General features: G+C 68.2%; 23 protein-coding genes, 3 tRNA genes and 1 pseudogene. 12 read left to right on the top strand and 15 right to left on the bottom strand.

What is annotated here, in order from left to right; genetic code table 11:
- Positions 1–69: 69 nt before the first annotated feature.
- A complete protein-coding gene (locus ACZYVJ_RS18695) occupies positions 70–768 on the top strand; it encodes a YciI family protein (protein ID WP_463833058.1) in 699 nt (232 codons plus the stop codon).
- Between the two features lie 3 nt (positions 769–771).
- Positions 772–1,989 (top strand): RNA polymerase sigma factor, encoded by a 1,218-nt coding sequence (locus ACZYVJ_RS18690; protein ID WP_463832379.1) that lies wholly within the window; start codon positions 772–774, stop codon positions 1,987–1,989.
- On the opposite strand, the gene rplA is transcribed toward ACZYVJ_RS18690, so the two are convergent.
- The 12 genes from rplA to ACZYVJ_RS18630 form a co-directional block, all read right to left on the bottom strand.
- Entirely contained in the window at positions 1,986–2,693 is a 708-nt protein-coding gene (gene rplA, locus ACZYVJ_RS18685) for a 50S ribosomal protein L1 (protein WP_463832378.1), read from the bottom strand. The two genes, ACZYVJ_RS18690 and rplA, sit on opposite strands and share 4 nt — an antisense overlap.
- A gap of 73 nt (positions 2,694–2,766) precedes the next feature.
- Positions 2,767–3,195, bottom strand: coding sequence for a 50S ribosomal protein L11 (gene rplK / locus ACZYVJ_RS18680; protein WP_007767860.1), 429 nt, complete (start codon positions 3,193–3,195; stop codon positions 2,767–2,769).
- A 48-nt stretch (positions 3,196–3,243) separates the two neighbouring features.
- Positions 3,244–3,918 (bottom strand): transcription termination/antitermination protein NusG, encoded by a 675-nt coding sequence (gene nusG / locus ACZYVJ_RS18675; protein ID WP_463833057.1) that lies wholly within the window; start codon positions 3,916–3,918, stop codon positions 3,244–3,246.
- A gap of 136 nt (positions 3,919–4,054) precedes the next feature.
- Complete coding sequence (gene secE, locus ACZYVJ_RS18670; RefSeq protein ID WP_463832377.1) at positions 4,055–4,501, bottom strand: preprotein translocase subunit SecE; 447 nt, start codon at positions 4,499–4,501, stop codon at positions 4,055–4,057.
- A 93-nt stretch (positions 4,502–4,594) separates the two neighbouring features.
- Positions 4,595–4,667 (bottom strand) — tRNA-Trp (locus ACZYVJ_RS18665).
- Between the two features lie 155 nt (positions 4,668–4,822).
- Positions 4,823–5,323: a (3R)-hydroxyacyl-ACP dehydratase subunit HadC gene (hadC, locus tag ACZYVJ_RS18660; protein WP_463832376.1), complete on the bottom strand. Its 501-nt coding sequence runs from the start codon at positions 5,321–5,323 to the stop codon at positions 4,823–4,825.
- Positions 5,324–5,326: 3 nt separating this feature from the next.
- Entirely contained in the window at positions 5,327–5,755 is a 429-nt protein-coding gene (hadB, locus tag ACZYVJ_RS18655; RefSeq protein WP_067122372.1) for a (3R)-hydroxyacyl-ACP dehydratase subunit HadB, read from the bottom strand.
- Complete coding sequence (hadA, locus tag ACZYVJ_RS18650) at positions 5,742–6,194, bottom strand: (3R)-hydroxyacyl-ACP dehydratase subunit HadA (protein WP_463833056.1); 453 nt, start codon at positions 6,192–6,194, stop codon at positions 5,742–5,744. The genes hadB and hadA overlap by 14 nt, the downstream gene beginning before the upstream one ends.
- 75 nt (positions 6,195–6,269) lie before the next feature.
- Entirely contained in the window at positions 6,270–6,437 is a 168-nt protein-coding gene (rpmG, locus tag ACZYVJ_RS18645; protein WP_007167776.1) for a 50S ribosomal protein L33, read from the bottom strand.
- A 51-nt stretch (positions 6,438–6,488) separates the two neighbouring features.
- Positions 6,489–6,562, bottom strand: a tRNA-Met gene (locus ACZYVJ_RS18640).
- Between the two features lie 52 nt (positions 6,563–6,614).
- Positions 6,615–6,687, bottom strand: a tRNA-Thr gene (locus ACZYVJ_RS18635).
- 80 nt (positions 6,688–6,767) lie between these two features.
- Positions 6,768–6,977 carry a type II toxin-antitoxin system VapB family antitoxin gene (locus ACZYVJ_RS18630; RefSeq protein ID WP_463832375.1) on the bottom strand — a complete coding sequence of 70 codons (210 nt, stop codon included), beginning with the start codon at positions 6,975–6,977 and terminating at the stop codon, positions 6,768–6,770.
- Between the two features lie 77 nt (positions 6,978–7,054).
- Here ACZYVJ_RS18630 and ACZYVJ_RS18625 point away from each other — a divergent pair, with 77 nt between their 5' ends.
- From ACZYVJ_RS18625 to ACZYVJ_RS18610, 4 genes and pseudogenes are all read left to right on the top strand, one after another.
- Entirely contained in the window at positions 7,055–7,768 is a 714-nt protein-coding gene (locus ACZYVJ_RS18625) for an MBL fold metallo-hydrolase (RefSeq protein WP_463832374.1), read from the top strand.
- 69 nt (positions 7,769–7,837) lie between these two features.
- On the top strand, positions 7,838–8,671 hold the full coding sequence (locus ACZYVJ_RS18620; protein WP_463832373.1) for a hypothetical protein: 834 nt from the start codon (positions 7,838–7,840) through the stop codon (positions 8,669–8,671).
- Between the two features lie 16 nt (positions 8,672–8,687).
- Positions 8,688–9,383, top strand: coding sequence for a crotonase/enoyl-CoA hydratase family protein (locus ACZYVJ_RS18615; protein ID WP_463832372.1), 696 nt, complete (start codon positions 8,688–8,690; stop codon positions 9,381–9,383).
- A gap of 63 nt (positions 9,384–9,446) precedes the next feature.
- Positions 9,447–9,641, top strand: a pseudogene (locus ACZYVJ_RS18610) (hypothetical protein); the annotation flags it as partial.
- Positions 9,642–9,786: 145 nt separating this feature from the next.
- Here the strand turns inward: ACZYVJ_RS18610 and cynS are convergent.
- The 3 genes from cynS to ACZYVJ_RS18595 are packed head-to-tail and all read right to left on the bottom strand — an operon-like array spanning position 9,787 to position 11,583.
- Positions 9,787–10,242, bottom strand: coding sequence for a cyanase (gene cynS / locus ACZYVJ_RS18605; RefSeq protein WP_463832371.1), 456 nt, complete (start codon positions 10,240–10,242; stop codon positions 9,787–9,789).
- A gap of 24 nt (positions 10,243–10,266) precedes the next feature.
- Positions 10,267–11,016 carry a class I SAM-dependent methyltransferase gene (locus ACZYVJ_RS18600; protein WP_463832370.1) on the bottom strand — a complete coding sequence of 250 codons (750 nt, stop codon included), beginning with the start codon at positions 11,014–11,016 and terminating at the stop codon, positions 10,267–10,269.
- Positions 11,017–11,067: 51 nt separating this feature from the next.
- The gene (locus tag ACZYVJ_RS18595) at positions 11,068–11,583 is read right to left on the bottom strand and encodes a nitroreductase family protein (RefSeq protein WP_463832369.1); all 516 of its coding nucleotides are present in this window, start codon (positions 11,581–11,583) and stop codon (positions 11,068–11,070) included.
- 325 nt (positions 11,584–11,908) lie between these two features.
- Between ACZYVJ_RS18595 and ACZYVJ_RS18590 the strand changes: the two genes are divergently transcribed.
- From ACZYVJ_RS18590 to ACZYVJ_RS18565, 6 genes are all read left to right on the top strand, one after another.
- A complete protein-coding gene (locus ACZYVJ_RS18590; protein ID WP_463832368.1) occupies positions 11,909–12,775 on the top strand; it encodes a cyclopropane mycolic acid synthase family methyltransferase in 867 nt (288 codons plus the stop codon).
- Positions 12,776–12,814: 39 nt separating this feature from the next.
- Complete coding sequence (gene recC, locus ACZYVJ_RS18585) at positions 12,815–16,117, top strand: exodeoxyribonuclease V subunit gamma (RefSeq protein WP_463832367.1); 3,303 nt, start codon at positions 12,815–12,817, stop codon at positions 16,115–16,117.
- Positions 16,117–19,419, top strand: coding sequence for an exodeoxyribonuclease V subunit beta (gene recB, locus ACZYVJ_RS18580; protein ID WP_463832366.1), 3,303 nt, complete (start codon positions 16,117–16,119; stop codon positions 19,417–19,419). Before recC ends, recB begins: the two co-directional genes overlap by 1 nt.
- 11 nt (positions 19,420–19,430) lie before the next feature.
- Positions 19,431–21,131, top strand: coding sequence for an exodeoxyribonuclease V subunit alpha (gene recD, locus ACZYVJ_RS18575; RefSeq protein WP_463833055.1), 1,701 nt, complete (start codon positions 19,431–19,433; stop codon positions 21,129–21,131).
- 299 nt (positions 21,132–21,430) lie between these two features.
- Complete coding sequence (locus ACZYVJ_RS18570; RefSeq protein WP_463832365.1) at positions 21,431–22,162, top strand: TVP38/TMEM64 family protein; 732 nt, start codon at positions 21,431–21,433, stop codon at positions 22,160–22,162.
- A 157-nt stretch (positions 22,163–22,319) separates the two neighbouring features.
- Positions 22,320–23,570, top strand: a complete 1,251-nt coding sequence (locus ACZYVJ_RS18565) for an HNH endonuclease signature motif containing protein (protein WP_463832364.1) — start codon at positions 22,320–22,322, stop codon at positions 23,568–23,570.
- Positions 23,571–23,669: the final 99 nt, after the last annotated feature.

Genomic DNA, 23,669 nt, shown 5'->3' with positions numbered 1-23,669 from the left:
CGCTGCGCGGTTCGTCGAGTAGGTAGAGAGTGGAGCACACGGCTTCGCTCACTACCGGAGGTGACGAACATGCAGTACTTCGCCTTATTGATCAGCGAGGAACAGAACCGTACGCCCGACGATGCCGCCACCGCGATGGCTGCCTGGGAGAACTTCCACGCCAAGGCCGGATCGGCGATCAAGGCCGGTGACGCGCTGGCCCCCGCCGCGGCCGCGGCGTTGATCACCGGCGGCCCGGACGCGCCGACGGTCACCGACGGGCCCTTCGCGGAGTCAGCCGAGGTGGCGTGCGGCTACTACGTCTTCGAAGCGGAAAACCTGGACGAGGCGCTGGCACTGGCGCGCGACGTCCCCGTCGCCGCGTTCGGGGCGGTGGAGCTGTGGCCGGTCGTCCACTCGATCGAGCCTGCACGCAAGCCGACCGGCAACGACTGGCTGGCGCTGCTGCTGGAACCGCCCACCACCGCCCACACGCCGGGCACCCCCGAGTGGGAGGCGGTCGCGGCCAAGCACGCGGACCTGCACGCGGCCGCGGGCGACCGCATCATCGGCGGCGCCGCATTGCACGATCGCTCCACCGCGACGACCGTGCGGGTGCGCGACGGCGAGGTCCTCATCACGGACGGCCCCTATGTCGAGGGTGCCGAGATCGCGACCGGCGTTTACCTGCTGGGCGCCACCGACCGTGACGAGGCGATCAAGATCGCGTCGATGATCCCCGCTTCGACCGTCCAGCTGCGCCAACTGGCGGGCGTCTCCGGCCTGTAGCGAATGGCCGACCTGGACGGCGTCTTCCGCCGCGAATGGGGCCCGGCCGTGGCCGCGCTCGCGCGGTGGTCCGGTGACCTCACCGTCGCCGAGGACGCCGTCCAGGAGGCCTGCGCCGAAGCGCTGCGCACCTGGCCGCGCGACGGGGTGCCCGAAAGCCCGGGCGGCTGGCTGGTGACGGTCGGACGTAACCGCGCCCGGGACCGGCTGCGCCGCGAATCCGTGCGTCCCGGAAAGGAATTGGCGGCTGTGTTGAACGACATCAGGGCGCGCACCGATCACACCGATCCGCATCCGGTACGCGACGACGAATTGCGGATGATGTTCACCTGTGCCCACCCGGCGCTGGACCGGCAATCGCAGTTGGCCCTCACGCTGCGGATGGTGTCCGGTTTGACCGTCGGCGAGATCGCGCGGGCGCTGCTACAGACCGAGGCGGCCATCGGTCAGCGAATCACGCGCGCCAAGAACAAGGTTCGGCACGCCAACATCCCGCTGCGGGTGCCACCGGCCGAGTTGCTGCCCGAGCGCACGCCGCACGTGTTCGGTTGCGTCTATTCGGTGTTCACCGAGGGCTACTGGTCGACCGCGGGCCCGTCGGCCATCCGCGACGACCTGTGCGACGAAGGGATCCGGCTGGGCGCGGAGCTGTGCGCGCTGCTGCCCGACGAGCCCGAGGCACACGCTCTGTCCGCCCTGATGCTGCTGCACGATTCGCGGCGCGCGACCCGGGTGGACGACACCGGGATGCTGGTGCCGCTCGAGGATCAGGACCGGCGCCGATGGGACCGGGACCGCATTTCACGCGGCCTCGAGCGGTTGCGTCGCGCCCAGGGCTCGACGGGCGCCTATCTCCCCCAGGCCGTGATCGCCGCGCTGCATGCCACGGCACCGTCCTGGGAGCAGACCGACTGGGTGACCATCTGCGTCGCCTACGACCGGCTGTGGGGTTTGACCGGCTCACCGGTGGTGGCCGCCAACCGGGCGCTGGCGATCGGGTTCCGCGACGGTCCTGACTCCGGCCTGGCGGCCCTGGACGCGGTGGCACACGATCCGCGGCTGACCCGGTCCAATCTCGTTGCGACCGTGCGCGCCGACCTGCTGCGGCGCGCGGGCAGACCCGCCGATGCGCTGCCCTGGTATCGGGAGGCGTTGGAGTCCAACGGATCCGACCCCGGCCGCGCGTTTCTGCGGCGGCGCATCGTCGAGTGCGGGGGTTAGGACTCCGAGAAGTTGCGGGTGACGGCCGGGTCGACCGGGATGCCCGGTCCGGTCGTCGTCGAGACCACGATCTTCTTCAGGTAGCGGCCCTTGGAGGCGGACGGCTTGAGCCGCAGCACCTCGTCCAGCGCGGCGCCGTAGTTCTCGGCCAGGGCCTTCTCGTCGAATGAGGCCTTGCCGATGACGAAGTGCAGGTTGGCCTGCTTGTCGACGCGAAAGTTGATCTTCCCGCCCTTGATGTCGGACACGGCCTTGGCGACATCGGGGGTGACGGTGCCGGTCTTGGGGTTCGGCATCAGGCCACGCGGGCCAAGGATGCGCGCGATGCGACCGACCTTGGCCATCTGGTCGGGGGTGGCGATCGCGGCATCGAAGTCCAGGAAGCCGCCCTGGATCTTCTCGATCAGGTCGTCGCTGCCGACGATGTCGGCGCCGGCGGCCTGGGCCTGCTCGGCCTTGTCACCGACGGCGAACACCGCGACGCGGGCGGTCTTACCGGTGCCGTGCGGCAGGTTGACGGTGCCGCGGACCATCTGGTCGGCCTTGCGCGGGTCGACCCCAAGCCGGATCGCGACCTCCACGGTGGAGTCCTGCTTGCTCGACGACGTTTCCTTGGCCAGCTTGGCCGCTTCCAGCGGGGAGTACAGGTTGTCGCGGTCCACCTTCTCGGCGGCGGCGCGGTATGCCTTGCTGTTCTTGCTCATTGATCAATCCAATCGGGTGTTGGGTCGTGGTTAACTCGGGCCGAAGCCAGCCCTCCCACGGTCTTTGCGGTTATTACTCGACGGTGATACCCATCGACCGGGCGGTGCCGGCGATGATCTTGGCCGCTGCGTCGATGTCGTTGGCGTTCAGATCGGCCTTCTTGGTCTCGGCGATCTCCTTGACCTGATCCCAGCTGACCTTGGCGACCTTGGTCTTGTGCGGCTCGGCCGATCCCTTGCCCACGCCGGCGGCCTTGAGCAGCAGCTTGGCGGCGGGCGGGGTCTTGAGCGCGAAGGTGAAGCTGCGGTCCTCGTAGACCGTGATCTCCACCGGGATGACCTGGCCGCGCTGGTTCTCCGTGGCAGCGTTGTATGCCTTGCAGAACTCCATGATGTTGACGCCGTGCTGACCGAGCGCGGGCCCGACCGGCGGCGCCGGGTTGGCCTGCCCCGCCTGGATCTGAAGCTTGATCAGCCCGACGACTTTCTTCTTCGGGGCCATGAGATTGTGCGGTTCCTTCCTGGGTTTACGCCCGGCGTATGCGCCGGTTTAGAGCTTGGAGACTTGGCTGAAGGTCAGTTCGACCGGGGTTTCGCGGCCGAAGATCGACACCAGCACCTTGAGCTTCTGCTGTTCGCCGTTGACCTCGTTGATGGTGGCCGGCAACGTGGCGAACGGTCCGTCCATGACCGTCACCGATTCGCCGACCTCGTAGTCGACCTCGATGGTCGGGCGTTCCAGCCCGCCGACCTCGGCGGCGGCGGCCGTGGTGGCCGCGCCCTTGGCGGCCTTCTTCGTCGCGCCGCGCGGCAGCAGGAACTTCACCACGTCGTCGAGCGTCAGCGCCGACGGACGCGAGGTCGCCCCGACGAACCCGGTGACGCCCGGGGTGTTACGCACCGCGGCCCACGAGTCGTCGGTCAGGTCCATGCGCACCAGAATGTAGCCGGGCAGCACCTTGCGGTTGACCTGCTTGCGCTGACCGTTCTTGATCTCGGTGACCTCTTCGGTTGGCACCTCCACCTGGAAGATGTAGTCACCGACGTCGAGGTTCTGCACACGGGTTTCGAGGTTGGCTTTGACCTTGTTCTCGTATCCGGCGTAGGAGTGGATGACATACCAGTCGCCGGGCTTGCTGCGCAGCTCCGCTTTGAGCGTGGCGGCCGGGTCGGCCTCTTCGGCCGAATCGTCGGGCGCCGCGGCGGCCTCGGCCGTCTCGTCCACAGTCGCCTCGGTGGCCTCAGCCGCTGCGGAGGTGTCCGTGGCCTGCGCCTGCGCGGCTTCGTCCACGTCGACCGCTTCACCCGCGGACGGGTCACCGTCGAAGGTAGTCACGGTTTGAGTCCTCTCTGTCACTCGCTCAGCCGAACACCAACAGCACCAGCTTGGTCAGGCCGAAATCCGCCAGGCCGACCAGTGCCACCATGAAGGCCAGGAAAGCCAGCACAACGGAGGTGTAAGTGAGCATCTGCTTGCGGTTGGGCCAGATGACCTTCCGCATCTCTGCAACGACCTGCTTGAGGTAGTTGTAGACGAACACGAAGGGGTTGGCCCGATGGTCGCCGGCCTTAAGCTTTGCGGCCTTCTTGGCTTTGGCGCCCTTCTTGGCCTTGTCCGGCGTGGCGGCCTCGACCGCGTCCGCCGACTCGGCGTCTTCCCCGGCCTCGGCAGCCCGTTGCCGGGACCGCTTGCCCGTGGGGCGCTGTGGTCGCGTAACCACCGCCGTCCGACCGCCGCTCGCGCGGCCGTCCTCTTTGTCAGTGCCGTCGCTTGCGGCGTCGTTGGCAACGTCGCCTTCGTCGCTCACCGCATGCTCCTTTGTTTGCTCGTACCCCGAAAGCCGTCCCATTTGTGGCGGCACATACTTCCAGTGTCCACCATGGCACGCCTTCGTCTTCAGCAGGGGCGACAGGACTTGAACCTGCAACCTGCGGTTTTGGAGACCGCTGCTCTGCCAGTTGAGCTACGCCCCTTCGCGGTTGGCAGGCCAACCTGCGCTTACCTACCGGGGCCTACATGACACGCGCGCCTTCCGATCGCTCGACTCACGGAAAGCGCGCTAATGCTGGGAAAACCCCGACGACCGAGTGTACTTGATTGCCCCTAAGCGCGGGAAATCCAATACCGATTACGCCGTTCTGACGACCTGGCCGGAGTCCGGGTCCCAGCGCAGGTTCGCGGACCCGTCGGTGTACTGGCTCATCAACGTGGTGTAGGAGTCCAAGACCACCTCCCCCTGCTCGTTGGTGCAGGTGTTCTTGGTGACGACGATATCGGCGCCGAAGCGCTCTTCAACCGAGTAGACGTCCATCCGGGCCCACAGCTTGTCGCCGGCCTTGATCGGCTTGGAGAACACGAACCGCTGGTCGACCTGAACGATCACCAGCGTCTCCATGCCGATGTCGACGTGCCGGAAGAAATCCAGTTGGACCAGCTTGGCGAGAATGGTCGCGAAGGTCAGCGGCGCGACAATCGCGTCGTGGCCGAGCTCGGCGGCCACGCTTTCCTCGAAGTGGGCCGGGTGGTCGTTCTTGACGGCCAGCGCGAACTGGCGCAATTGCTCCCGCCCCACGACGAAGTAGTCAGGGTAGCGCCAGATCATTCCCCTGATATCTGTTTTGAGTGCCATGGCCTACGCGAGAGTCGCGGACGCGATCGCCCTGCCGAAAATCTTCTTGCCGCCGGTGGTGGCCGTGAGCGCGATGGTCACGGACTTGGTCTCGGGATCGGCAGACTTCACGCGTCCGCTGAAGACCAGCTCGGCGCCCTTGCCGTCGTTGGGCACCGGCACCACCGCGGTGAACCGCACGTTGTACTCGGTGACCGCACCGGGGTCACCGATCCACGCAGTGACATAGCCACCGCCGATACCCATGGTCAGCATGCCGTGCGCGATCGCGGTGTCCAGGCCGACGACCTTGGCGATCTCGTCGTCCCAGTGGATGGGGTTCAAGTCGCCGGAAACGCCCGCGTAATTCACCAGATCCTGTCGAGTCAACGGATACGTCTTCTCAGGAAGTTGGTCACCCACCTTCACGGAGCTGAACTCACGCAGTGGCATCAGTAAATCCCTCTTCTCCATCATCACCGGCACGGCCCGCCAGGGTCGTGTAGGTCTCTTGCACGACGTCACCGGCCTCGTTGGTGATGACATTCTTAGTGACAATGATCTGGGTGCCGTGCGATACGCGCACCGAGTCCACATAGACGTCGCAGTACAGCTTGTCCCCGGCCACCAGCGGCGCGAAGAACTTCAGCACCTGGTCGACCTGGACGATCTGTGCGTCCTGGACGGCGACATTGGCGTACTTGAAAAATGCCGTCTGCGCCTGATAGCCGAATACACAGACGAACGTGAGCGGGGCGGGCAGGCCTTTGTAGCCGAGTTCGGCCGCCGCCTTCTCCGCGAAGAACGACGGATCGTCGTTCTGCACGGCCACCGCGTATTCGCGGATCTTCTCCCGCTCCACCTCGTAATGATCGGGGTAGCGGTAGTGCATCCCCACGATGCTTTCGGTTAACGGCACGGTTCTTAAACTACCTAGTCAATCGGAGTAAACGCTCGCGGGTGGCCGCTAGCGTGTCTCCCGATGCGCCTGGTGCTTACCGCAGTTGGGGCAGAACTTCTTCAGCTCCATTCGGTCCGGGTCGTTCCGGCGGTTTTTCTTGGTGATGTAGTTACGGTGCTTGCACACCTCGCATGCCAGGGTGATCTTCGGCCGTACGTCGGTACTGGAAGCCATGATGTTCTCTCTCGATTCTTCAAAAAGCTGTGCTGTTGTGCTGTTGTGCTGTAGCGATGGCCGGACTCGAACCGGCGACCTAACGATTATGAGTCGTTCGCTCTAACCGACTGAGCTACATCGCCTCTGGCCACCCCATTTTGGGTCGGGGCCGCCACGCCTGCTCGGCGTCCGCCGAGCCCCCTAACGGAATCGAACCGTTGACCTTTTCCTTACCATGGAAACGCTCTACCGACTGAGCTAAGGGGGCCGTTCACCCGAAGCGATCTCCTCCGCGCGGGCCTAAAAGAGGGTACAGCCTGGCTCGCAGCGGAACCAAACCAACGGGTATCAGGGAGCTCCGCCACCGTTGCGCCGCGGCTGCCAGGCGCTGAGGTCACTGAACTCGTCGTACGCATCGTCCTGTCCCACGGAATCGCCCTCGTTGAGCAGGGTCCGCAACGCGAGGTTGACGGCCTCGCGCGCATCGAGGAGATGAAACCGGCGGATAGCCTCGTCGACCAGATCGACGTCGACCTCGATTTCGACCTTCTTCTTCATGCGCCAACAGTACCCACCGGATACCGGCCGAACCGGGCCCGAAACGGCGGTGTCGGGCAGCGTCCTAGTCTGGTCACGTGCCCGAGGATCGGCTGTACTTTCGTCAACTGCTCTCCGGCCGCGATTTCGCCGCCGGCGACATGCTCGCGACGCAGATGCGCAACTTCGCCTACCTGATCGGCGACCGGCAAACCGGTGACTGCGTGGTCGTCGACCCGGCGTACGCCGCCGGCGATCTGCTCGACGCGCTCGAGGCCGACGGCATGCGCCTGTCCGGCGTGCTGGTGACCCACCACCACCCCGACCACGTGGGTGGATCGATGATGGGGTTCGCGCTGGCGGGCCTGGCCGAACTGCTGGAGCGGGCGCCGGTGCCGGTCCACGTCAACACCCATGAGGCACTGTGGGTTTCGCGCGTCACCGGGATAAGCCTGGGCGACCTGACCTCGCATGAGAACCATGACAAGGTCAGCATCGGCGACATCGAGATCGAGTTGCTGCACACCCCGGGCCACACGCCGGGCAGCCAGTGCTTTCTGCTCGACGGGCGCCTTGTCGCCGGTGACACGCTGTTCCTGGAGGGCTGCGGGCGCACCGATTTCCCCGGCGGCGACTCCGACGAGATGTACCGCAGCCTGCAGCGGCTCGCCACCCTGCCCGGTGACCCGACGGTTTTTCCCGGCCACTGGTATTCGGCGGAGCCCAGCGCCTCGCTCTCGGAGGTCAAGCGTTCCAACTACGTGTACCGGGCCTCGGACCTCGATCAATGGCGGATGCTGATGGGCGGCTGAGCTCCCCAGCGATCGCTCGGTCACCACCCTCCGGCGACCGCCCTGTGATATAAGCGGAGGGTGGATTCCATGGGTTGGGTCCAGGACAGCTGGCATGATGTCACGCACGTCGGGTCCGGCACCTGGATAGCGTGGGCAGCGTGGGCGGCAATCGTCCTGGCGATCGTCACGTTGGTCTTCACCAACAGCCAGATCAACCGGAATCGCCGCGCGGCGGCCGAGCAGACGCGCCCACAGGTCGCGATGTTCATGGAGCCGCATTCCGCCGACTGGCATGTGATCGAACTCGTCGTCCGGAACTTCGGCCGCACCGCGGCCTACGACATCGGCTTCTCCTTCGCCAATCCCCCCACGGTGGCCGAATACGAGAACGCCAGCGACGGCTACGCCGACGTCATCGAACTGCGGCTCCCCCGCGAGCTGCCGATGCTGGCGCCCGGCCAGGAGTGGCGCATGGTGTGGGATTCCGCGCTCGACCGCGCCGAGATCGGCAGCGGCATCGAATCCCGCTTCACCGGCACCCTGACCTACTACGACCGGCCCGATCGTGCACGCGGCCGGCGGTTCTGGGAGCGCGAGCGTTCCCCGCTGCACACCGACGTCGTGCTGGACTGGGACGCCCTGCCGCCCGTACAGCGCATCGAGTTGATGACCACCCATGACCTGGCGAAGCGGGAGAAGGAGAAGCTGGAGCTGCTGCGCGGCCTGCTGACCTATTTCCACTACGCCAGCAAGGAAACCCGCCCCGAGGTGTTCCGCAGCGAGATCGAACGGATCAACGCCGCGGTCCGGGAGACCCAAGACAGATGGCGCACCCGCGAACTCGACGAACCCACCGATGTGAGCCTGCGCTGGAGTAACGCCGAAGACGACCTGGGTAAACACCACAGCCAGCCCGCCTGACGGCAAGGAGCAACCGATGAGCGCCCCGGTCCACTACAGCATCAAGGACTCCATAGCCGTCATCAAGATGGACGACGGCAAGGTCAATGCGCTGGGCCCCACCATGCAGCAGGCCCTGAACGACGCGATCGACACGGCCGAGGCGGACAACGCCGGTGCGCTGGTGATCACCGGTAACGATCGGGTGTTCAGCGGCGGCTTCGACCTGAAGATCCTGACCTCCGGTGAGGTGCAGCCCGCGATCGACATGCTCCGCGGCGGGTTCGAGCTGGCGTATCGCCTGTTGTCCTTCCCCAAGCCGGTGGTGATGGCGTGCACCGGCCATGCCATCGCGATGGGGGCGTTCCTGTTGTCGGCGGGCGATCACCGGGTGGCCGCGCACGCCTACAACATCCAGGCCAACGAGGTCGCGATCGGCATGGTGATCCCCCATGCCGCCCTAGAGATCATGAAGCTGCGCTTGACGCCGTCGGCCTATCAGCAGGCCAGCGGGCTGGCCAAGACCTTCTTCGGTGAAACCGCGCTCGCCGCAGGCTTTATCGACGAGATCGTGCTTCCGGAGGTGGTGGTCGACCGCGCCCAAGAGGCCGCGCGAGAGTTCGCCGGCCTGCATCAGCGCGCGCACGCCGCCACCAAGTTGCGCACCCGCGCCGACGGCCTGGCGGCCATCCGCGCCGGGATCGACGGGATCGAAGCCGAATTCGGGGTGTGAGCCGCTGAGGGCGTCCGCCCGAGCCGGTTTCGCAGGCCGCTGCCCGGGAAGTCAGACCGCACCACGGGACTGACCTATAACAAGCTGCGGGCGCCCAGCGGCATCCAATGGCCTTGCAACGCAGAGCGTCCCGATGGCACCGAACCCCTCTATGCCGACGCGAAATTCTGGGCGGCGCCCGACTACTGCGAGGCATACGGCGAGGACATGATCACCGGGGCGCCACTGCAGCCCGACGAGTATCGCTCGATGAACCCCCTTCGGAGCTTTCGCCGCAAGTCTTGATGAACTGAGACGGCGAACGCGGTGGCCGCCACTGGCCGCCACCGCGTTCCCTTCGCCTCCTCAAAGGCCAGTCTGGCACTGGCGCGCCGTGTCGTCACTTCACTCGGGCGACCTCGTTTCAGTCCTGCGCCTCGACCCATTGATAGGGAAGGAATTTCCCGTCGAACATCACCACGACCCGGTCACCAGACGGGTGCGGCTTCTTCTGCACGTCGAGGCTGAAGTTGATGGCGCTCATGATGCCGTCGCCGAACTGTTCGGCGATCACCTCCTTGAGGGCGCCGCCGTACACCTGCAGGGCTTCGTAGAAGCGGTAGACGGTGGGGTCGGTGGGGACCGCGGTGGGTAGGCCGCCACGCATCGGGGCGGCGGCCAGCACCGGCACCACGGAGTCGTCCAGCTTCAACTTCTCCGCCAGAACCTTGGCCTGCTCCACCGGGATCGGGTGCTGGCCGAGCAGCGCCGCCGTGGTCCACATCAGCGGCCTGTCGATCGCATCGGCCAGTTGTTGCCACGTCAGCCCCTCGCGCAGCCGGGCTATGACGACCTGTTCGGTGATTTCGGTTCGGTTCATGGCCCCAAGCATGCCTGCCGGGTCTCATTCCGGCTTGGTTGCGGTGACCAGGCGCGTGGAGAACCAGGGGCCGCCGTACCACATCCGCCAGCCGAGGTTGCGCCGGCGCACGTCGCGCCAGCCGAGTTCGCGCAGCCGGGCGGCGTGTTGACGCGTCTCCCACAGGTCGGCGATGGCGAGCCGGCCCCCCGGCCGCAGCACGCGCACGGCTTCGTCGAGCGCGCGGCGGCGACCGGCGTGACCTGGAATGTTGTGGATGGCCAGGTTGCTCACGATCACGTCGACGCTCTCGTCGGGCAGCGGCAGCGCGGTCATGTCGGCGGTGTGCAACTCGATGCGATCGGCGACGTCCTCGGCCACCGCGTTTGCCAGCGTGGCCTGCTCGGAGTTGTCGGTCTGGTCGGCCTGCCACAGGTCGACGCCGATCGCGCGCCCGCGCGGCAACCGCTTGGCCGCCGCCAGCAGCACCGCGCCGCGCCCGCAGCCGAGGTCGAGCACCGTTTCGTCGCCCACGAGCCGCAGGTCACGCAGAACCCGTTCCCAGACAACAAATTTCCCGGCCCGGGTGGCGTACACGTACAGGATCACCGCACCCGCGACCCCGGCGGAGGACACCGCGGCCAGCGCCGCGCGAAGCCGCCTGCCGCGCGCCCAGCTGATTCCCGCGAACACGGCCAGGGCGGCGGCTTGAGCGCCGATGCCTATCCCCTGCGCGCGTGCCGAGACGGTGTGAAAGGAACCGTCGACCCCGTAATCGCCCTGATGGTCATGCACGCCCATCACCTTACGACTGGACAAGTCGCCGAAGGTTTTTCGCGGTGGCGATCACCAACGGCCGTGGTGCACGACCTCGGCGAACGGCCGCCGGTTCGGCTTGCGGATCGGGGCGAGCGGGCGATCGGCGGGATAGCCGACGCCGAGCAAGAAGGCCACCAGGTATTCGTCGGGCACCCCGAGGATCGCGCGCGCCTTGTCCTGGTCCCCCACCGACGAGTGACCGGTCCCAATGCCCAGGTCCGTGGCGGCGATCATCATCGCCATGGTGGCTTGGCCGACGTCGTAGTTGTCGGTGATGACCCGCCGCTCGTCGGGCGGCACCGGGACCACGATGGCGATTGCGGCCGCGGCTCCGGCGATGTGGCCCGCACCCCGCCAGACCGTGGACAGCTCCTGCAACTGGTTGCGGTCGGTGACGATGACGAAGTCCCATGGCTGGCGGTTCTTCGCCGACGGCGCGCGCCAGCCGGCCTCGGCAATGCGGTCCAGATCGTCTGCCGGTATCGGTTTCGGCTGGTACTCGCGCACATTGCGACGCGCGCAGATCGCGTCCCAAGCTTCCATCTGGTTCCCTCCAGTGACTGTTTTCCCGGGTCAAGCGGCGTAGGATCGGCTGGATTCCCAGGTAGCGATTGCGCGTTCGCCCGTAGTCTAGCCCCGGTAAGTGTGAGTGGACGGGTGCCAACGCAGCCAAACACCTTGGGCCACAGTTAAACACGCGCGCCCTGCGCGGCCACCGCCGCGGTTGCCATCCAGCGCCGGACGACACAATGCCTGGCGGGTCGGTTTGGGTTCGACAACCGCCTTTCCGGGAAGTCGGGGTGAACCAATTGACCGGCCCACTCGTGAACAACCGAATGGCCCCAAGTCAGAAAGGCGGGTACCCGCCGTGGCAGAGCACCTGACGCCGCACTTCGAAGAGGTACAGGCCCACTACGACCTGTCCGACGACTTCTTCCGGTTGTTCCTCGACCCCACCATGACCTACAGCTGCGCGTATTGGGACCGCAACCGGGACATATCGCTGGAAGAGGCGCAGCTGCGCAAGATGGACCTCTCGCTTGGCAAGCTGGGTCTGCGGCCGGGCATGACGCTGCTGGACATCGGGTGCGGCTGGGGCGGCACCATGCGCCGCGCGATCGAAAACTACGACGTGAACGTCGTCGGTCTGACCCTGTCCGAACACCAGGCCGCGCACGTGCAGCGGCTCTTCGACGCGATGGACACCGAACGCAGCAGGCGGGTGCTGCTGCATGGCTGGGAAGAGTTCGACGAACAGGCGGACCGGATCGTGTCCATCGGCGCGTTCGAACATTTCGGGTACGACCGTTACGACGACTTCTTCGCGATGGCCCACCGCACCCTGCCCGAGGACGGGGTGATGCTGCTGCACACCATCACCATGCTGACGCCGCAGCAGATCGTCGAGCGCGGTCTGCCGATGACCGAGGAGCAGACGAGCTTCAACGAGTTCATCGCCACCGAGATCTTCCCGGGCGGCCAGTTGCCTGCCATCGAGATCGTGGAGTTCCACGCCTCGAAGATGGGCTTCAACCTCAAGCGCAGGCAGTCGCTGCAGCTGCACTACGCCCGGACCCTCGACCGCTGGGCGGAGGCCCTGCAGGCGCACCACAGCGAGGCCGTCGAGATCCAGTCCGAAGAGGTCTACCAGCGCTACATGCGGTATCTGACCGGCTGCGCCAACGCATTCCGCGTCGGATACATCGACGTCAACCAGTTCACGCTGGCCAAGTAGCACCGCGCCCCGGGCGCTGGGGTTTATCGTGACAGCGCAATGCCGCTTCATCTGCACCGTGCCGAGCGCACCGATCTGTTGGCCGATGGTCTCGGCGCTCTGCTGGCCAACCCGCTGACCGACCCGTTCGCCACCGAACTCGTCGTGGTTCCGGCGCGCGGCGTGGAACGCTGGCTCAGCCAGCGGTTGTCGCATGTGCTCGGTGGGCGGGACGGCGACGGGGTGTGCGCCGGGGTGGCGTTTCGCAGCCCCGGCTCGCTGATCGCCGAGATCACCGGCACGGCCGACAACGATCCGTGGTCACCTGACGCCATGGCCTGGCCGCTGCTGGAGGCGATCGACTGCTCGCTGGACGAGCCGTGGTGCCGCGCGCTGGCCATGCATGTGGGCCACTTCCACACCGGCGCGGAGGCCGAGCTGCGGCAGGGCCGCCGATACGAGGTGGCGCGCCGGCTGGCCGGGCTGTTCGACTCCTATGCGCGGCAGCGCCCGCAGCTGCTCGTCGATTGGGGCGACGGCGACCCCGGTGATCTCGACGAGGACCTGCGCTGGCAGCCCGAGCTGTGGCGGGCGCTGGTCGTGCGGGTCGCCGTGGACCCGCCGCATGTCCGCCACGCCAAGACCATCGCGCGGCTGCGCGAGGCGCCCAGCGAGCTGCCGCCCCGGCTGTCGCTGTTCGGGCACACCCGATTGACCCGCACCGATATCGAGCTGTTGGAGGCGGTGGCCACCCACCACGACCTGCATCTGTGGCTACCGCACCCGAGCGAGGTGCTGTGGCGCGCGCTGGCCGGCACCCGCGGCGCTATCCCCCGGCGCGAGGACGTCAGCCATCGCGCGGTGTCGCATCCGTTGCTCGCGACGCTCGGACGAGACCTGCGCGAACTGCAACGCGGCCTGCCGGCGGATCCGGTGACCGACGAGTATCTGGCCGGTACCGCGCGCCCGGACACGCTGCTCGGCTGGCTGCAGTCCGACATCGCCGCCGATGCCGTTCGCCCACTTGGCCGCACGATGGCGGCCGGCGACCGATCGGTGCAGATCCACAATTGCCACGGCCCGGCCCGCCAGGTCGACGTGCTGCGCGAGGTGCTGCTCGGGTTGTTGCAGGACGACCCGACGCTCGAGCCGCGCGACATCCTGGTGATGTGCCCGGACATCGAGACCTATGCGCCGCTGATCATGGCCGACTTCGGCCTGGGCGACGTCGTGCACGGCGCCCATCCCGCACACCAGCTGCGAGTGCGGCTGGCGGACCGCTCGCCGATCCAGACCAATCCGCTGCTGGGTGTGGCCACGCAACTGCTGGCCCTGGCGGCGGGTCGGGTGACGGCGAGCGAAGTGCTCAACCTGGCCCAGGCCCCGCCGGTGCGCGCCCGGTTCGGATTCACCGACGACGATCTGGAGGCCATCACCCGCTGGGTCCGGCAGGCGAACATCCGGTGGGGCCTGGACCAGGAGCATCGGCGGCCCTACCACGTCGACTTCGTGCACAACACATGGCGTTTCGGCATCGACCGGATACTCGCCGGCGTCGCGATGTCCGACGATTCGAACGCATGGATAGACGCGACACTGCCGCTCGACGACGTCAGCAGCAACCGAGTCGAATTGGCCGGCCAGTTCGCCGAATTCGTCGCCCGGCTGCAGCACACCCTCGACTCGCTCACCGGGACCAGACCACTGACCGAGTGGCTGGCCGCCCTCACCGAGGGCATCGCGCTGCTGACGCGGGTCCGCGATGCGGACGAATGGCAGACCGGTCAGATGCAACGCGAGTTCACTCAGACGCTGGGCCAGGCCGGGCCCCGCGGTGATATCGCGTTGCGGCTGCCCGACATTCGCGCGCTGCTCACCCAGCGCCTCGCCGGTCGCCCGACGCGGGCCAACTTCCGCACCGGCACCCTGACGGTGTGCACCATGGTGCCGATGCGCTCGGTGCCGCACCGGGTGGTCTGCCTGGTCGGCCTCGACGACGGGCTGTTCCCACGGCTCGGCATCGTCGACGGTGACGACGCGCTGGCCCGGTGCCCGATGACCGGGGAACGCGACATCCGTTCCGAGGACCGGCAATTGCTTCTCGACGCGATCGGCGCCGCCACCGAAAAGCTGGTGATCACCTACACCGGCGCCAACGAGTATTCGGGGCAGCCGCGCCCGCCGGCGGTGCCGCTGGCCGAACTGCTGGACACCCTCGACGCCACCACCATGGCCGAGGTGCGGGACAGCATCGTCGTCGGACATCCGTTGCAGCCGTTCGACATTCGCAACGTCATTCCCGGTGGCCTCGTCCCGGACGTGCCGTTCAGTTTCGACCCCACGGTGCTGCGCGCGGCGCGCGCGACCACCGGCGACCACGGCGAACAGCCGAAATTCATCTCGGCACCGCTGCCGCCACCGCCGGCCGGCGACATCATCCTTGCCGACCTGGTCGGTTTCTTCAAAGACCCGGTGAAGGGCTTCTTCCGCGCACTGGAATTCATCCTGCCCTACGACGTCGACGGCGTGCAGGACGCGATGCCCGTCGACATCGACGGTCTCGAGGAGTGGACCGTCGGCGACAGGATGCTGGGCGACATCCTGCGCGGGATGACTCCCGACGACGCGCGGCAAGCCGAGTGGCGGCGCGGCACGCTGCCGCCGGGTCAGCTGGGCTGGCGCAAGGTCACCGAGATCCGCGACCAGGCCGCCCTGCTGGCGAGCGAAGCGCTTCGTCACATGCACCGGCACCGCCCGGCCGACGCGTCCGCGTACGACGTCGACGTCGACCTCGGCGGCGGGCGGCGCCTCACCGGCACGGTGTCGCCGGTGTATGACGACCGGCTGGTGTCGGTGACGTATTCGCGACTGGACGGCAAGCATCTACTCGAATCGTGGATCCCGTTGCTGGCGTTGGTCGCTCACGATCCCGGCCGGGACTTCTCGGCGGTGTGCATCGGCCGCATGCGCCGGGGCGCCAGCACCCGGACGGAGGGGCTAGGTCCGCCGCACGACGGTGAGCAGGCCGTCGAGGTGCTGCGCGAGCTGGTCGCGATCTACGACGCCGGACGGCGAGAGCCGATTCCGTTGCCCATCAAGACGTCCTACGCCTGGGCCGCCGCCCGCTACGGCGGCGAGGACCCGGTGGCCGAGGCGCGGTACCGATGGAAATCCAGCGACCGCTTCCCGGGCGAGGACCAGGCGCCGGCGCACGCGCGGGCGTGGGGCAACGGCGCGCCGCTGGAGGAGCTGATGCAGCCCGTGCGCCCGGGCGAGGAGTGCGACGGCGAGGACAACCGGCTCGGCGCCTACGCCGCGCGGGTTTGGCTGCCGATGCTGCGCGCCGAGCGGAAGCCGGTCTGATGGAACGCTTCGACCTGTTGGGTGCGCTGCCGGCCGCGCGCTCCACCACAGTGCTGGAGGCCAGCGCGGGAACCGGCAAGACCTTCGCGCTGGCCGGGCTCGTCACGCGATACATCGCCGACGGAGCCGCGACGCTGGACCAGATGCTGCTCATCACGTTCGGCCGGGCGGCCAGCCAGGAGCTCCGCGAACGCGTCCGCTGCCAAATGGTGGATGCCGTAAAGGCTTTCGCGGACCCGTCGACCGTCGGCGACAATCAGGTGGTGGCCTACCTGCTAGGCGGCACCGACCAACAGCGCGCGGCGCGCCGGCAGCGCCTTCGCGACGCGCTGGCAGGTTTCGATGCGGCGACGATCGCCACCACCCACCAGTTCTGCCAGCTGGTGCTGCGCTCGCTCGGCGTCGCCGGAGACACCGCGGCCGGTGTGACGCTGCTCGACAGCCTCGACGACCTGGTGACCGAGATCGTCGACGATCTGTACCTGGCCCACTTCGGTCAGGAGCGCGACGACCCGCCGCTGCACTACCGCGAAGCGTTGCGTCTCGCCCGCGAGGTCGTCAAGAATCCGTCGACCCAGCTGCGCCCGCTCGACCCGGATCCCGACTCGCGCGCCGCCGCCAGCGTCAGGTTCGCCAATGATGTTCTGGTCGAGCTGGATACGCGCAAACGCCGGCTCGGTGTACTCGACTATGACGACCTGCTGATCCGGCTGGCCGACGCGTTGGCCACCGACGACTCCCCCGCCCGGCTGCGCATGCATCAACGCTGGCCGATCGTGATGGTCGACGAGTTCCAGGACACCGACCCGGTGCAGTGGCAGGTGATCGACCGCGCGTTCAGTGGGCGCTCCACCGTCATTCTCATCGGCGATCCGAAGCAGGCGATCTACGCGTTCCGCGGCGGCGACATCGTGACCTACCTGCGCGCGGCCGAGACGGCGGGTGTGCGCAAGACGCTGGACACCAACTGGCGCAGCGACTCCGCGCTGCTGCAGCGGCTGCAGGTGGTGCTGCGCGGCGCCCAACTCGGTGACCCGGCGATCGTGGTGAACGACGTCGACGCGCACCACCGCGGGCATCGCCTCGGCGGCGCGCCGCACAACGGCCCGTTCCGGCTGCGGGTGGTCGCACGGAAGACGTTGGGCCGCCGCGGTGTTCAGAACCTGCCGATCGACCAGGTGCGCGAGCACATCGGTGCCGACCTCGCGTCGGACATCCGCGCGCTGCTGGCCAGCGGTGCGACGTTCGCCGGTAGACGGCTGCAGGCCCGGGATATCGCCGTGATCGTGGAGAAGCACCGCGATGCGCACGCGTGCTTCAAGGCGCTCTGCGCCGCGGGCGTGCCCGCGGTCTACACCGGCAACTCAGATGTGTTCACCTCCGAGGCCGCCGAGGATTGGCTGTGCCTGCTGGAGGCCTTCGATCAGCCGCACCGGCCCGGGATGGTGCGCGCGGCCGCGGCGACGATGTTCTTCGGCGAGACCGCCGAAACGCTGGCGGCCGGCGGCGACGCGCTCACCGACCGGATCGCGAAGACCCTGCGGGAGTGGGCCGGTCACGCCCGCGAACGCGGTGTCGCGGCCATCTTCGAGGCCGCCCAATTGCTGGGCATGGGCAATCGCGTGCTCGGCTGGCGGGGCGGTGAGCGGCACATGACCGACCTGGCGCACCTCACCCAGCTGCTGCAGGATGTCGCGCACCGCGAGCACTACAGCCTGCCCGCGCTGCGCGATTGGCTGCGCCGGCAGCGTGACGAGCGCAGCGGCGCACCCGAACGCAACCGCCGGCTCGACAGCGACGCCGCGGCCGTGCAGATCATGACCGTGTTCGTCAGCAAGGGCCTGCAGTATCCGATCGTGTATCTGCCGTTCGCGTTCAACCGAAACACCCAGGACAGTGATGTGGTGCTGTTCCACGACGAGGACGGCACGCGTTGCCTGCACGTCGGCGGCAAGGACAGCCCCGACTTCAAAGCCGTTGAGCGCCTGGGGCGTAAAGAGGATGCCAGCGACGACAGCCGGCTGACGTACGTCGCACTGACCAGGGCGCAGGCCCAGGTGGTGGCGTGGTGGTCACCGGCGTACTACGAACCCAACGGCGGCCTGTCGCGGCTGCTGCGCGGCCGCCGGCCCGGCGAGCCGGTGGTGCCGGACCGATGCGAACCCGCCAAGGTCTCCGACGACGCCGCCATGGCCCGGCTGCGCGAGTGGGAGGCGGCAGGCGGGCCGGTCATCGAGGAATCGCTGGTGGCGCCGGCCCCGGCGCTGCCCGCCGAGCCGGTGCCCGGGGGCCTGGCGAATCGCCACTTCCATCGCGGCATCGACACCGGCTGGCGGCGCACCTCCTATTCCGGTCTGATCCGGGCGGCGCAGACCAGCGGGGTGGGCAGCGAACCCGAAGTCGGCGAACTCGACGACGAGGCCGGCGACATTCCGTTGGTATCCGCGGCATCGGGGCCGGACGTGCCCTCACCGATGGCGGACCTGCCGGCCGGGGCCACGTTCGGGACGCTGGTGCACGCCGTGCTCGAGACGGCCGACCCGTTCGCCCCGGACCTGGCCGCCGAGCTGCAGACGCAGATCCGGGCGCATGCCGCGTGGTGGCCGGTCGCCGCGACCCCCGAGGAACTGGCCGCGGCGATGGTGCCGATGCACGACACGCCGCTGGGCCCGTTGACGGGCGGTATGACGCTGCGCCAGATCGGATTGTCAGACCGATTGCGCGAACTGGATTTTGAGATCCCGCTGGCCGGCGGTGATCGCCGTTCGACGGCGCCGCAGGTTCGGCTGGCGGATTTGGCGCCGCTGTTGCGCGAGCACCTGCCGGCCGATGACGTGCTGGCATCGTATGCCGACCGGCTGGCCGGGCACGGGCTCGGCGATCAGTCGCTGCGCGGCTACCTCACGGGCTCGATCGACGCCGTGCTCCGCGTCCCCGACGGCGCGGGGCACCGCTTCGTGGTGGTGGACTACAAGACCAACCGGCTCGGCGACCTGGAACGACCGCTGACCGCCGCCGACTACGACCGGTCACGGATGGCGGAGGCGATGCTGCACTCGGACTATCCGCTGCAGGCGTTGCTGTACTGCGCGGTGCTGCATCGGTTTTTGCGTTGGCGGCTACGCGACTACGACCCGAGCCGGCACCTCGGCGGCGTGCTCTACCTGTTCCTGCGGGGCATGTGCGGCGCGCAGACCCCGGTGCTCGACGGCCACCCGGCGGGTGTCTTCGGTTGGCGACCGCCCTGGTCGCTGATCGCGGCCCTGTCGGACCTGCTCGACGCCCAGGGGGTGGCCGCGTGACGGTGGAAGTCATGTCCGCGACCGGACTGCTGCGCACGTTCAGCGATGCCGGTGTGCTCGAGCCCGCCGATGTCCATGTGGCGCAACGGCTTACCTCGCTCACCGGCGAAACCGATGAGCGGGTGGCGCTGGCGGTCGCCCTGGTGGTGCGGGCGCTGCGGGGCGGTTCGGTCTGCGTCGACCTGCGCGCGGCGCCAGCCCAGGCCGACGCGGACGACGACCTACCCTGGCCCGGCGCCGACGACTGGATGGCGGCGGTGCGGGCCAGCGCCTTGCTGCGGACGCCGCCGGTGCTGCGGCTGCTGGGCGACCTGCTCTACTTCGATCGGTACTGGCTCGAGGAAGAGCAAGTGTGTACCGACCTGTTGGCCCTGTCGGCGGCCCCGGTGACCGTCGAATCATCCAGCTACGAAAGGCTTTTCCCGTCCGGCTACGAGGAACAGCGGGCCGCCGCCGAGGTCGCGGTGGCGCAGGCGCTGACCGTGCTGACCGGCGGGCCCGGCACCGGCAAGACCACCACGGTCGCCCGCCTGCTCGCCCTGCTGGTCGAACAGGCGGAGCGCGCCGGTCTGCCGCGACCGCGGATCGCGCTGGCCGCGCCGACCGGCAAGGCGGCGGCGCGGCTGGCCGAGGCGGTGGCCGCGGGAAGCGAGGAGCTCACCGCGGTGGACAGGGCGCGCCTGACCGGGCTATCGGGAACCACGCTGCACCGCCTGCTCGGACCTCGCCCGGATACGTCGGTGCGGTTTAAGCACAATCGCGGCAATCGCCTGCCGCACGACGTCATCGTGGTCGACGAGACGTCGATGGTGTCGTTGACCATGATGGCGCGGCTGGTCGAAGCAGTGCGACCGGACACCCGGCTGATCCTGGTCGGTGACCCCGACCAGCTGGCCTCGGTGGAAGCGGGCGCGGTGCTGGCCGACCTGGTGGACGGGCTGGCCGCCCGCGGCGACGTGCGGGTGGCGGCCCTGCGCACGCCACACCGATTCGGCACGTCGATCGGCGCCCTGGCCGAGGCGATCCGGGTCGGCGACTCCGGCCGCGTCGTGCAGTTGCTGACGGCCGGCGGTGAACACATCGAGTGGGTGGATGCCGAGCGCCCGGCCGAGCGGCTGCGAGAGGTGCTGGTTGCCCACGCACTGCGGCTGCGCTCGGCCGCGCTGCTTGGCGCGGTCGGCGAGGCGCTGGCCACGCTGGACGAGCACCGGCTGTTGTGTGCGCACCGCGAGGGACCCTACGGCGCCGCGCACTGGAACACGCTGGTGCAGAAGTGGATTGGCGAAGCGACGGACCAGCCGGCCTGGTCGCAGTGGTACGCCGGGCGTCCCCTGCTCGTGACCGCCAACGACTACGGCCTGCGCCTCTACAACGGCGACACCGGCGTGGCGGTGGCGGGTGTGGACGGCCTGCGTGCGGTCGTCGCCGGCGCGACCGGACCGCTGGACTTCGCGACCAGCCGCCTCGGCGAGGTGGAGACGATGCACGCCATGACCATCCACAAGAGCCAGGGCAGCCAGGCGGACGAGGTGACGGTGTTGATACCGCCGGAAGATTCGCGATTGCTGACGCGGGAGTTGTTCTACACGGCGGTGACCCGAGCGAAGACCAAGGTGCGGGTGGTGGGCCCCGAGGCGTCCGTGCGCGCGGCGATCGAACGCCGGGCGGTGCGGGCCACCGGGTTGCGGCAGCGGCTGCGGTCGGTCAGGTAGTAGCGGGACCGCCCTGGAGCGCTTCCGCGCATACGTATGGGTTCCATCACGGTGAGTTGGTTGTCCTGCTTGGATTCTCCGCCAGTGGACGAGTTTGCGGAACCGGTGATGACGTCGACCCCGTCGATGATCACCATCTTCAAGTGCATGATCGCCGACTCGGTCATCGGGGAAGGCCTCTCACGGTATGCAGCTCCCTGACATGCAGTACTCTACGGCGATCACGCGCGCGCACCGCGGCGTGTTGGAAATAGCCGGGTGGGGACAGCGCGCGGCGGTGCGGAAGAATCACCGTCAACATGGACGACGACGACGCTCCCGCACCGGCATCGCGACGGGGCCACATCGTGCGGCTCGCCGTGTTCGCCGGGTTTCTGGCCGTGGTCTTCTATCTGGTGGCCGTCGCGCGGGTGATCAACATCGACGAGATCCGGGGCGTGGTGTCGGCGACCGGGCCGGCGGCGCCCCTGACCTACGTGGTGGTCTCGGCGGTGGTGGGCGCCTTGTTCGTGCCGGGCTCGATTCTGGCCGCGGGCAGTGGGTTGCTGTTCGGTCCGCTGCTGGGCGTTTTCGTGACACTGGGCGCGACGGTGGGCACCGCGATCGTCGCGAGTTTCGTCGGCCGGCGGGCCGGCCGCGACAGCGCACGCGCGCTGCTGGGCGCGACGCGGGCCGATCGCATGGACGCGCTGATCGGACGCGGCGGCCTGTGGGCGGTCGTCGGGCAGCGCTTCGTCCCGGGCATCTCGGATGCGCTGGCCTCGTACGCGTTCGGTGCGTTCGGAGTTCCGGTGTGGCAGATGGCCGTTGGCGCGTTCATCGGCTCGGCCCCGCGCGCGTTCGCCTACACTGCGCTGGGCGCCTCGATCGGGAACCGGTCCTCGCCATTGGCCTATGCCGCGATAGCGGTGTGGTGCGTCAGCGCGATCGTCGGCGCGTTCGCCGCGCATCGCGGGTACCGGAAATGGCGTGGGCACGCGAAACACGACGATGCGTCCGGCTCGACAGAGTCGGATTCCGCCGCCCCCTAGCGAACCCTGGTGGTTAGCGGCGCCGAAAACCGTTCTGTTCCATTCTCAACCGGGTTCATCGTCAGGCCACTGTGCAGCGCGCGGCTCACTTGGCTCACGGCGTGTGCTGGGGATCGGGTGGCCTGGATTTGTCGGTGGTGGCTGCGATGATGAGGTTATGTCTTCGACCGCATCCGCAGGCGCGTTGGTGGTGAGTCCTAGTGAGCGGCTTGAGGTGTTGTTCGAGGAGTTGGCGGAGTTGACCGGTCAGCGCAACGCGATTGATGGGCGCATCGTAGAGATCGTGGCCGAGATCGAGCGCGACGAGTTGTGCGGGGTGACCGGCGCGCGGTCGGTGCCGGCGTTGGTGGCCTGGAAGACCGGCTGTTCGCCGGCAAACGCGCACACGATCACCACGATTGCGAGCCGGCTGCAGGAGTTCCCGCGCTGCGCCCAAGGCCTGCGGGAGGGCCGGCTGTCGGCCGATCAGGTCGGCATCATCGCGGCGCGGGCCGGCGAGGGGTCCGATGAGCACTATGCGCAGCTGGCGCGTAGTGCCACGGTCACGCAGCTGCGCACCGCGGTCAAGCTGGAGCCCCGACCCGGACCCGAATCCCGGCCCGAGCTGGAGCGCTCGATCACTGCGACCGCCACCGAGCGGGGCAGCTGCTACCGGATCAGTTTGGGTCACCATGATGCCGCGAAGTTCGACGCCGCGTTGGCGTCTCATCGTGATGCGCTGATCACCGAGTACCAGCGCGAGCACGGCGACGGCGCGGACGCGTCCGAGCAGCGGCCCCCGTTGCCTGGCACCGCCGAGGCGTTCATGCGGCTGGTCGAGGCTGGATGGGACGCCGAGGCGGCCCGGCGGCCACACGGACAGCACACCACGGTGGTGGTGCACCTCGACGTCGAGCAGCGCGCTGCGGCACTGCATCTGGGTCCGCTGCTGTGTGACGCCGAACGCCGATACCTGACCTGTGATGCCACCTGTGAGGTCTGGTTCGAGCGGCGCGGCGAGGTCATCGGTGCTGGCCGGTCGACGCGGCTGATCAACCGGCGGCTGCGCCGCGCGCTGGAGCATCGCGACGGCACCTGCGCGGTCCCCGGTTGTGGTGCCACCCGTGGTCTGCACGCCCATCACATTCGGCACTGGGAAGACGGCGGCCCCACCGAGTTAACCAACCTGGTGCTGCTCTGCCCTTATCATCACCGATTGCACCATCGTGGGATCCTCAATATCACCGGATCCGCAGGTGCACTTAGGGTCACCGACGACACCGGCCGAGTGCTGAGCCCGGGATCGCTGGCGCGCCCACCAACCGGGCCCCCGCCCGCAGTGCCGCCGTGTCCCGGACCGACCGGCGAGCGCGCCGACTGGTGGTGGTACACACCTTTCCAACCCCAACCACCACCGACAAACAACTAACTCGACACGGGACCAGTCGCCACCGGAACTGCAAACATACTGGTGTACAAAGGAATTCGTTCACACTACCGGCTGACGCCCACCCGTCGGCCACTGAAG

This window comes from Mycobacterium sp. IDUB_3 (assembly GCF_055419585.1).
The sequence above is the reverse complement of the archived record's forward strand: the minus strand, read 5'-3'. Positions and strand labels throughout refer to the sequence as shown.

Coding starts and splice junctions, on each gene's coding strand:
- ACZYVJ_RS18630 (WP_463832375.1), bottom strand. CDS start 6,977: ATGAAGAAGAAGGTCGAAATCGAGGTCGACGTCGATCTGGTCGACGAG.
- ACZYVJ_RS18690 (WP_463832379.1), top strand. CDS start 772: ATGGCCGACCTGGACGGCGTCTTCCGCCGCGAATGGGGCCCGGCCGTG.
- rplK (WP_007767860.1), bottom strand. CDS start 3,195: ATGGCCCCGAAGAAGAAAGTCGTCGGGCTGATCAAGCTTCAGATCCAG.
- rpmG (WP_007167776.1), bottom strand. CDS start 6,437: ATGGCTTCCAGTACCGACGTACGGCCGAAGATCACCCTGGCATGCGAG.
- hadA (WP_463833056.1), bottom strand. CDS start 6,194: ATGCACTACCGCTACCCCGATCATTACGAGGTGGAGCGGGAGAAGATC.
- cynS (WP_463832371.1), bottom strand. CDS start 10,242: ATGAACCGAACCGAAATCACCGAACAGGTCGTCATAGCCCGGCTGCGC.
- recC (WP_463832367.1), top strand. CDS start 12,815: ATGCCGCTTCATCTGCACCGTGCCGAGCGCACCGATCTGTTGGCCGAT.
- hadC (WP_463832376.1), bottom strand. CDS start 5,323: ATGGCACTCAAAACAGATATCAGGGGAATGATCTGGCGCTACCCTGAC.
- ACZYVJ_RS18570 (WP_463832365.1), top strand. CDS start 21,431: ATGGACGACGACGACGCTCCCGCACCGGCATCGCGACGGGGCCACATC.
- ACZYVJ_RS18565 (WP_463832364.1), top strand. CDS start 22,320: ATGTCTTCGACCGCATCCGCAGGCGCGTTGGTGGTGAGTCCTAGTGAG.
- recB (WP_463832366.1), top strand. CDS start 16,117: ATGGAACGCTTCGACCTGTTGGGTGCGCTGCCGGCCGCGCGCTCCACC.
- ACZYVJ_RS18595 (WP_463832369.1), bottom strand. CDS start 11,583: ATGGAAGCTTGGGACGCGATCTGCGCGCGTCGCAATGTGCGCGAGTAC.
- recD (WP_463833055.1), top strand. CDS start 19,431: ATGTCCGCGACCGGACTGCTGCGCACGTTCAGCGATGCCGGTGTGCTC.
- ACZYVJ_RS18620 (WP_463832373.1), top strand. CDS start 7,838: ATGGGTTGGGTCCAGGACAGCTGGCATGATGTCACGCACGTCGGGTCC.
- rplA (WP_463832378.1), bottom strand. CDS start 2,693: ATGAGCAAGAACAGCAAGGCATACCGCGCCGCCGCCGAGAAGGTGGAC.
- ACZYVJ_RS18695 (WP_463833058.1), top strand. CDS start 70: ATGCAGTACTTCGCCTTATTGATCAGCGAGGAACAGAACCGTACGCCC.
- ACZYVJ_RS18615 (WP_463832372.1), top strand. CDS start 8,688: ATGAGCGCCCCGGTCCACTACAGCATCAAGGACTCCATAGCCGTCATC.
- hadB (WP_067122372.1), bottom strand. CDS start 5,755: ATGCCACTGCGTGAGTTCAGCTCCGTGAAGGTGGGTGACCAACTTCCT.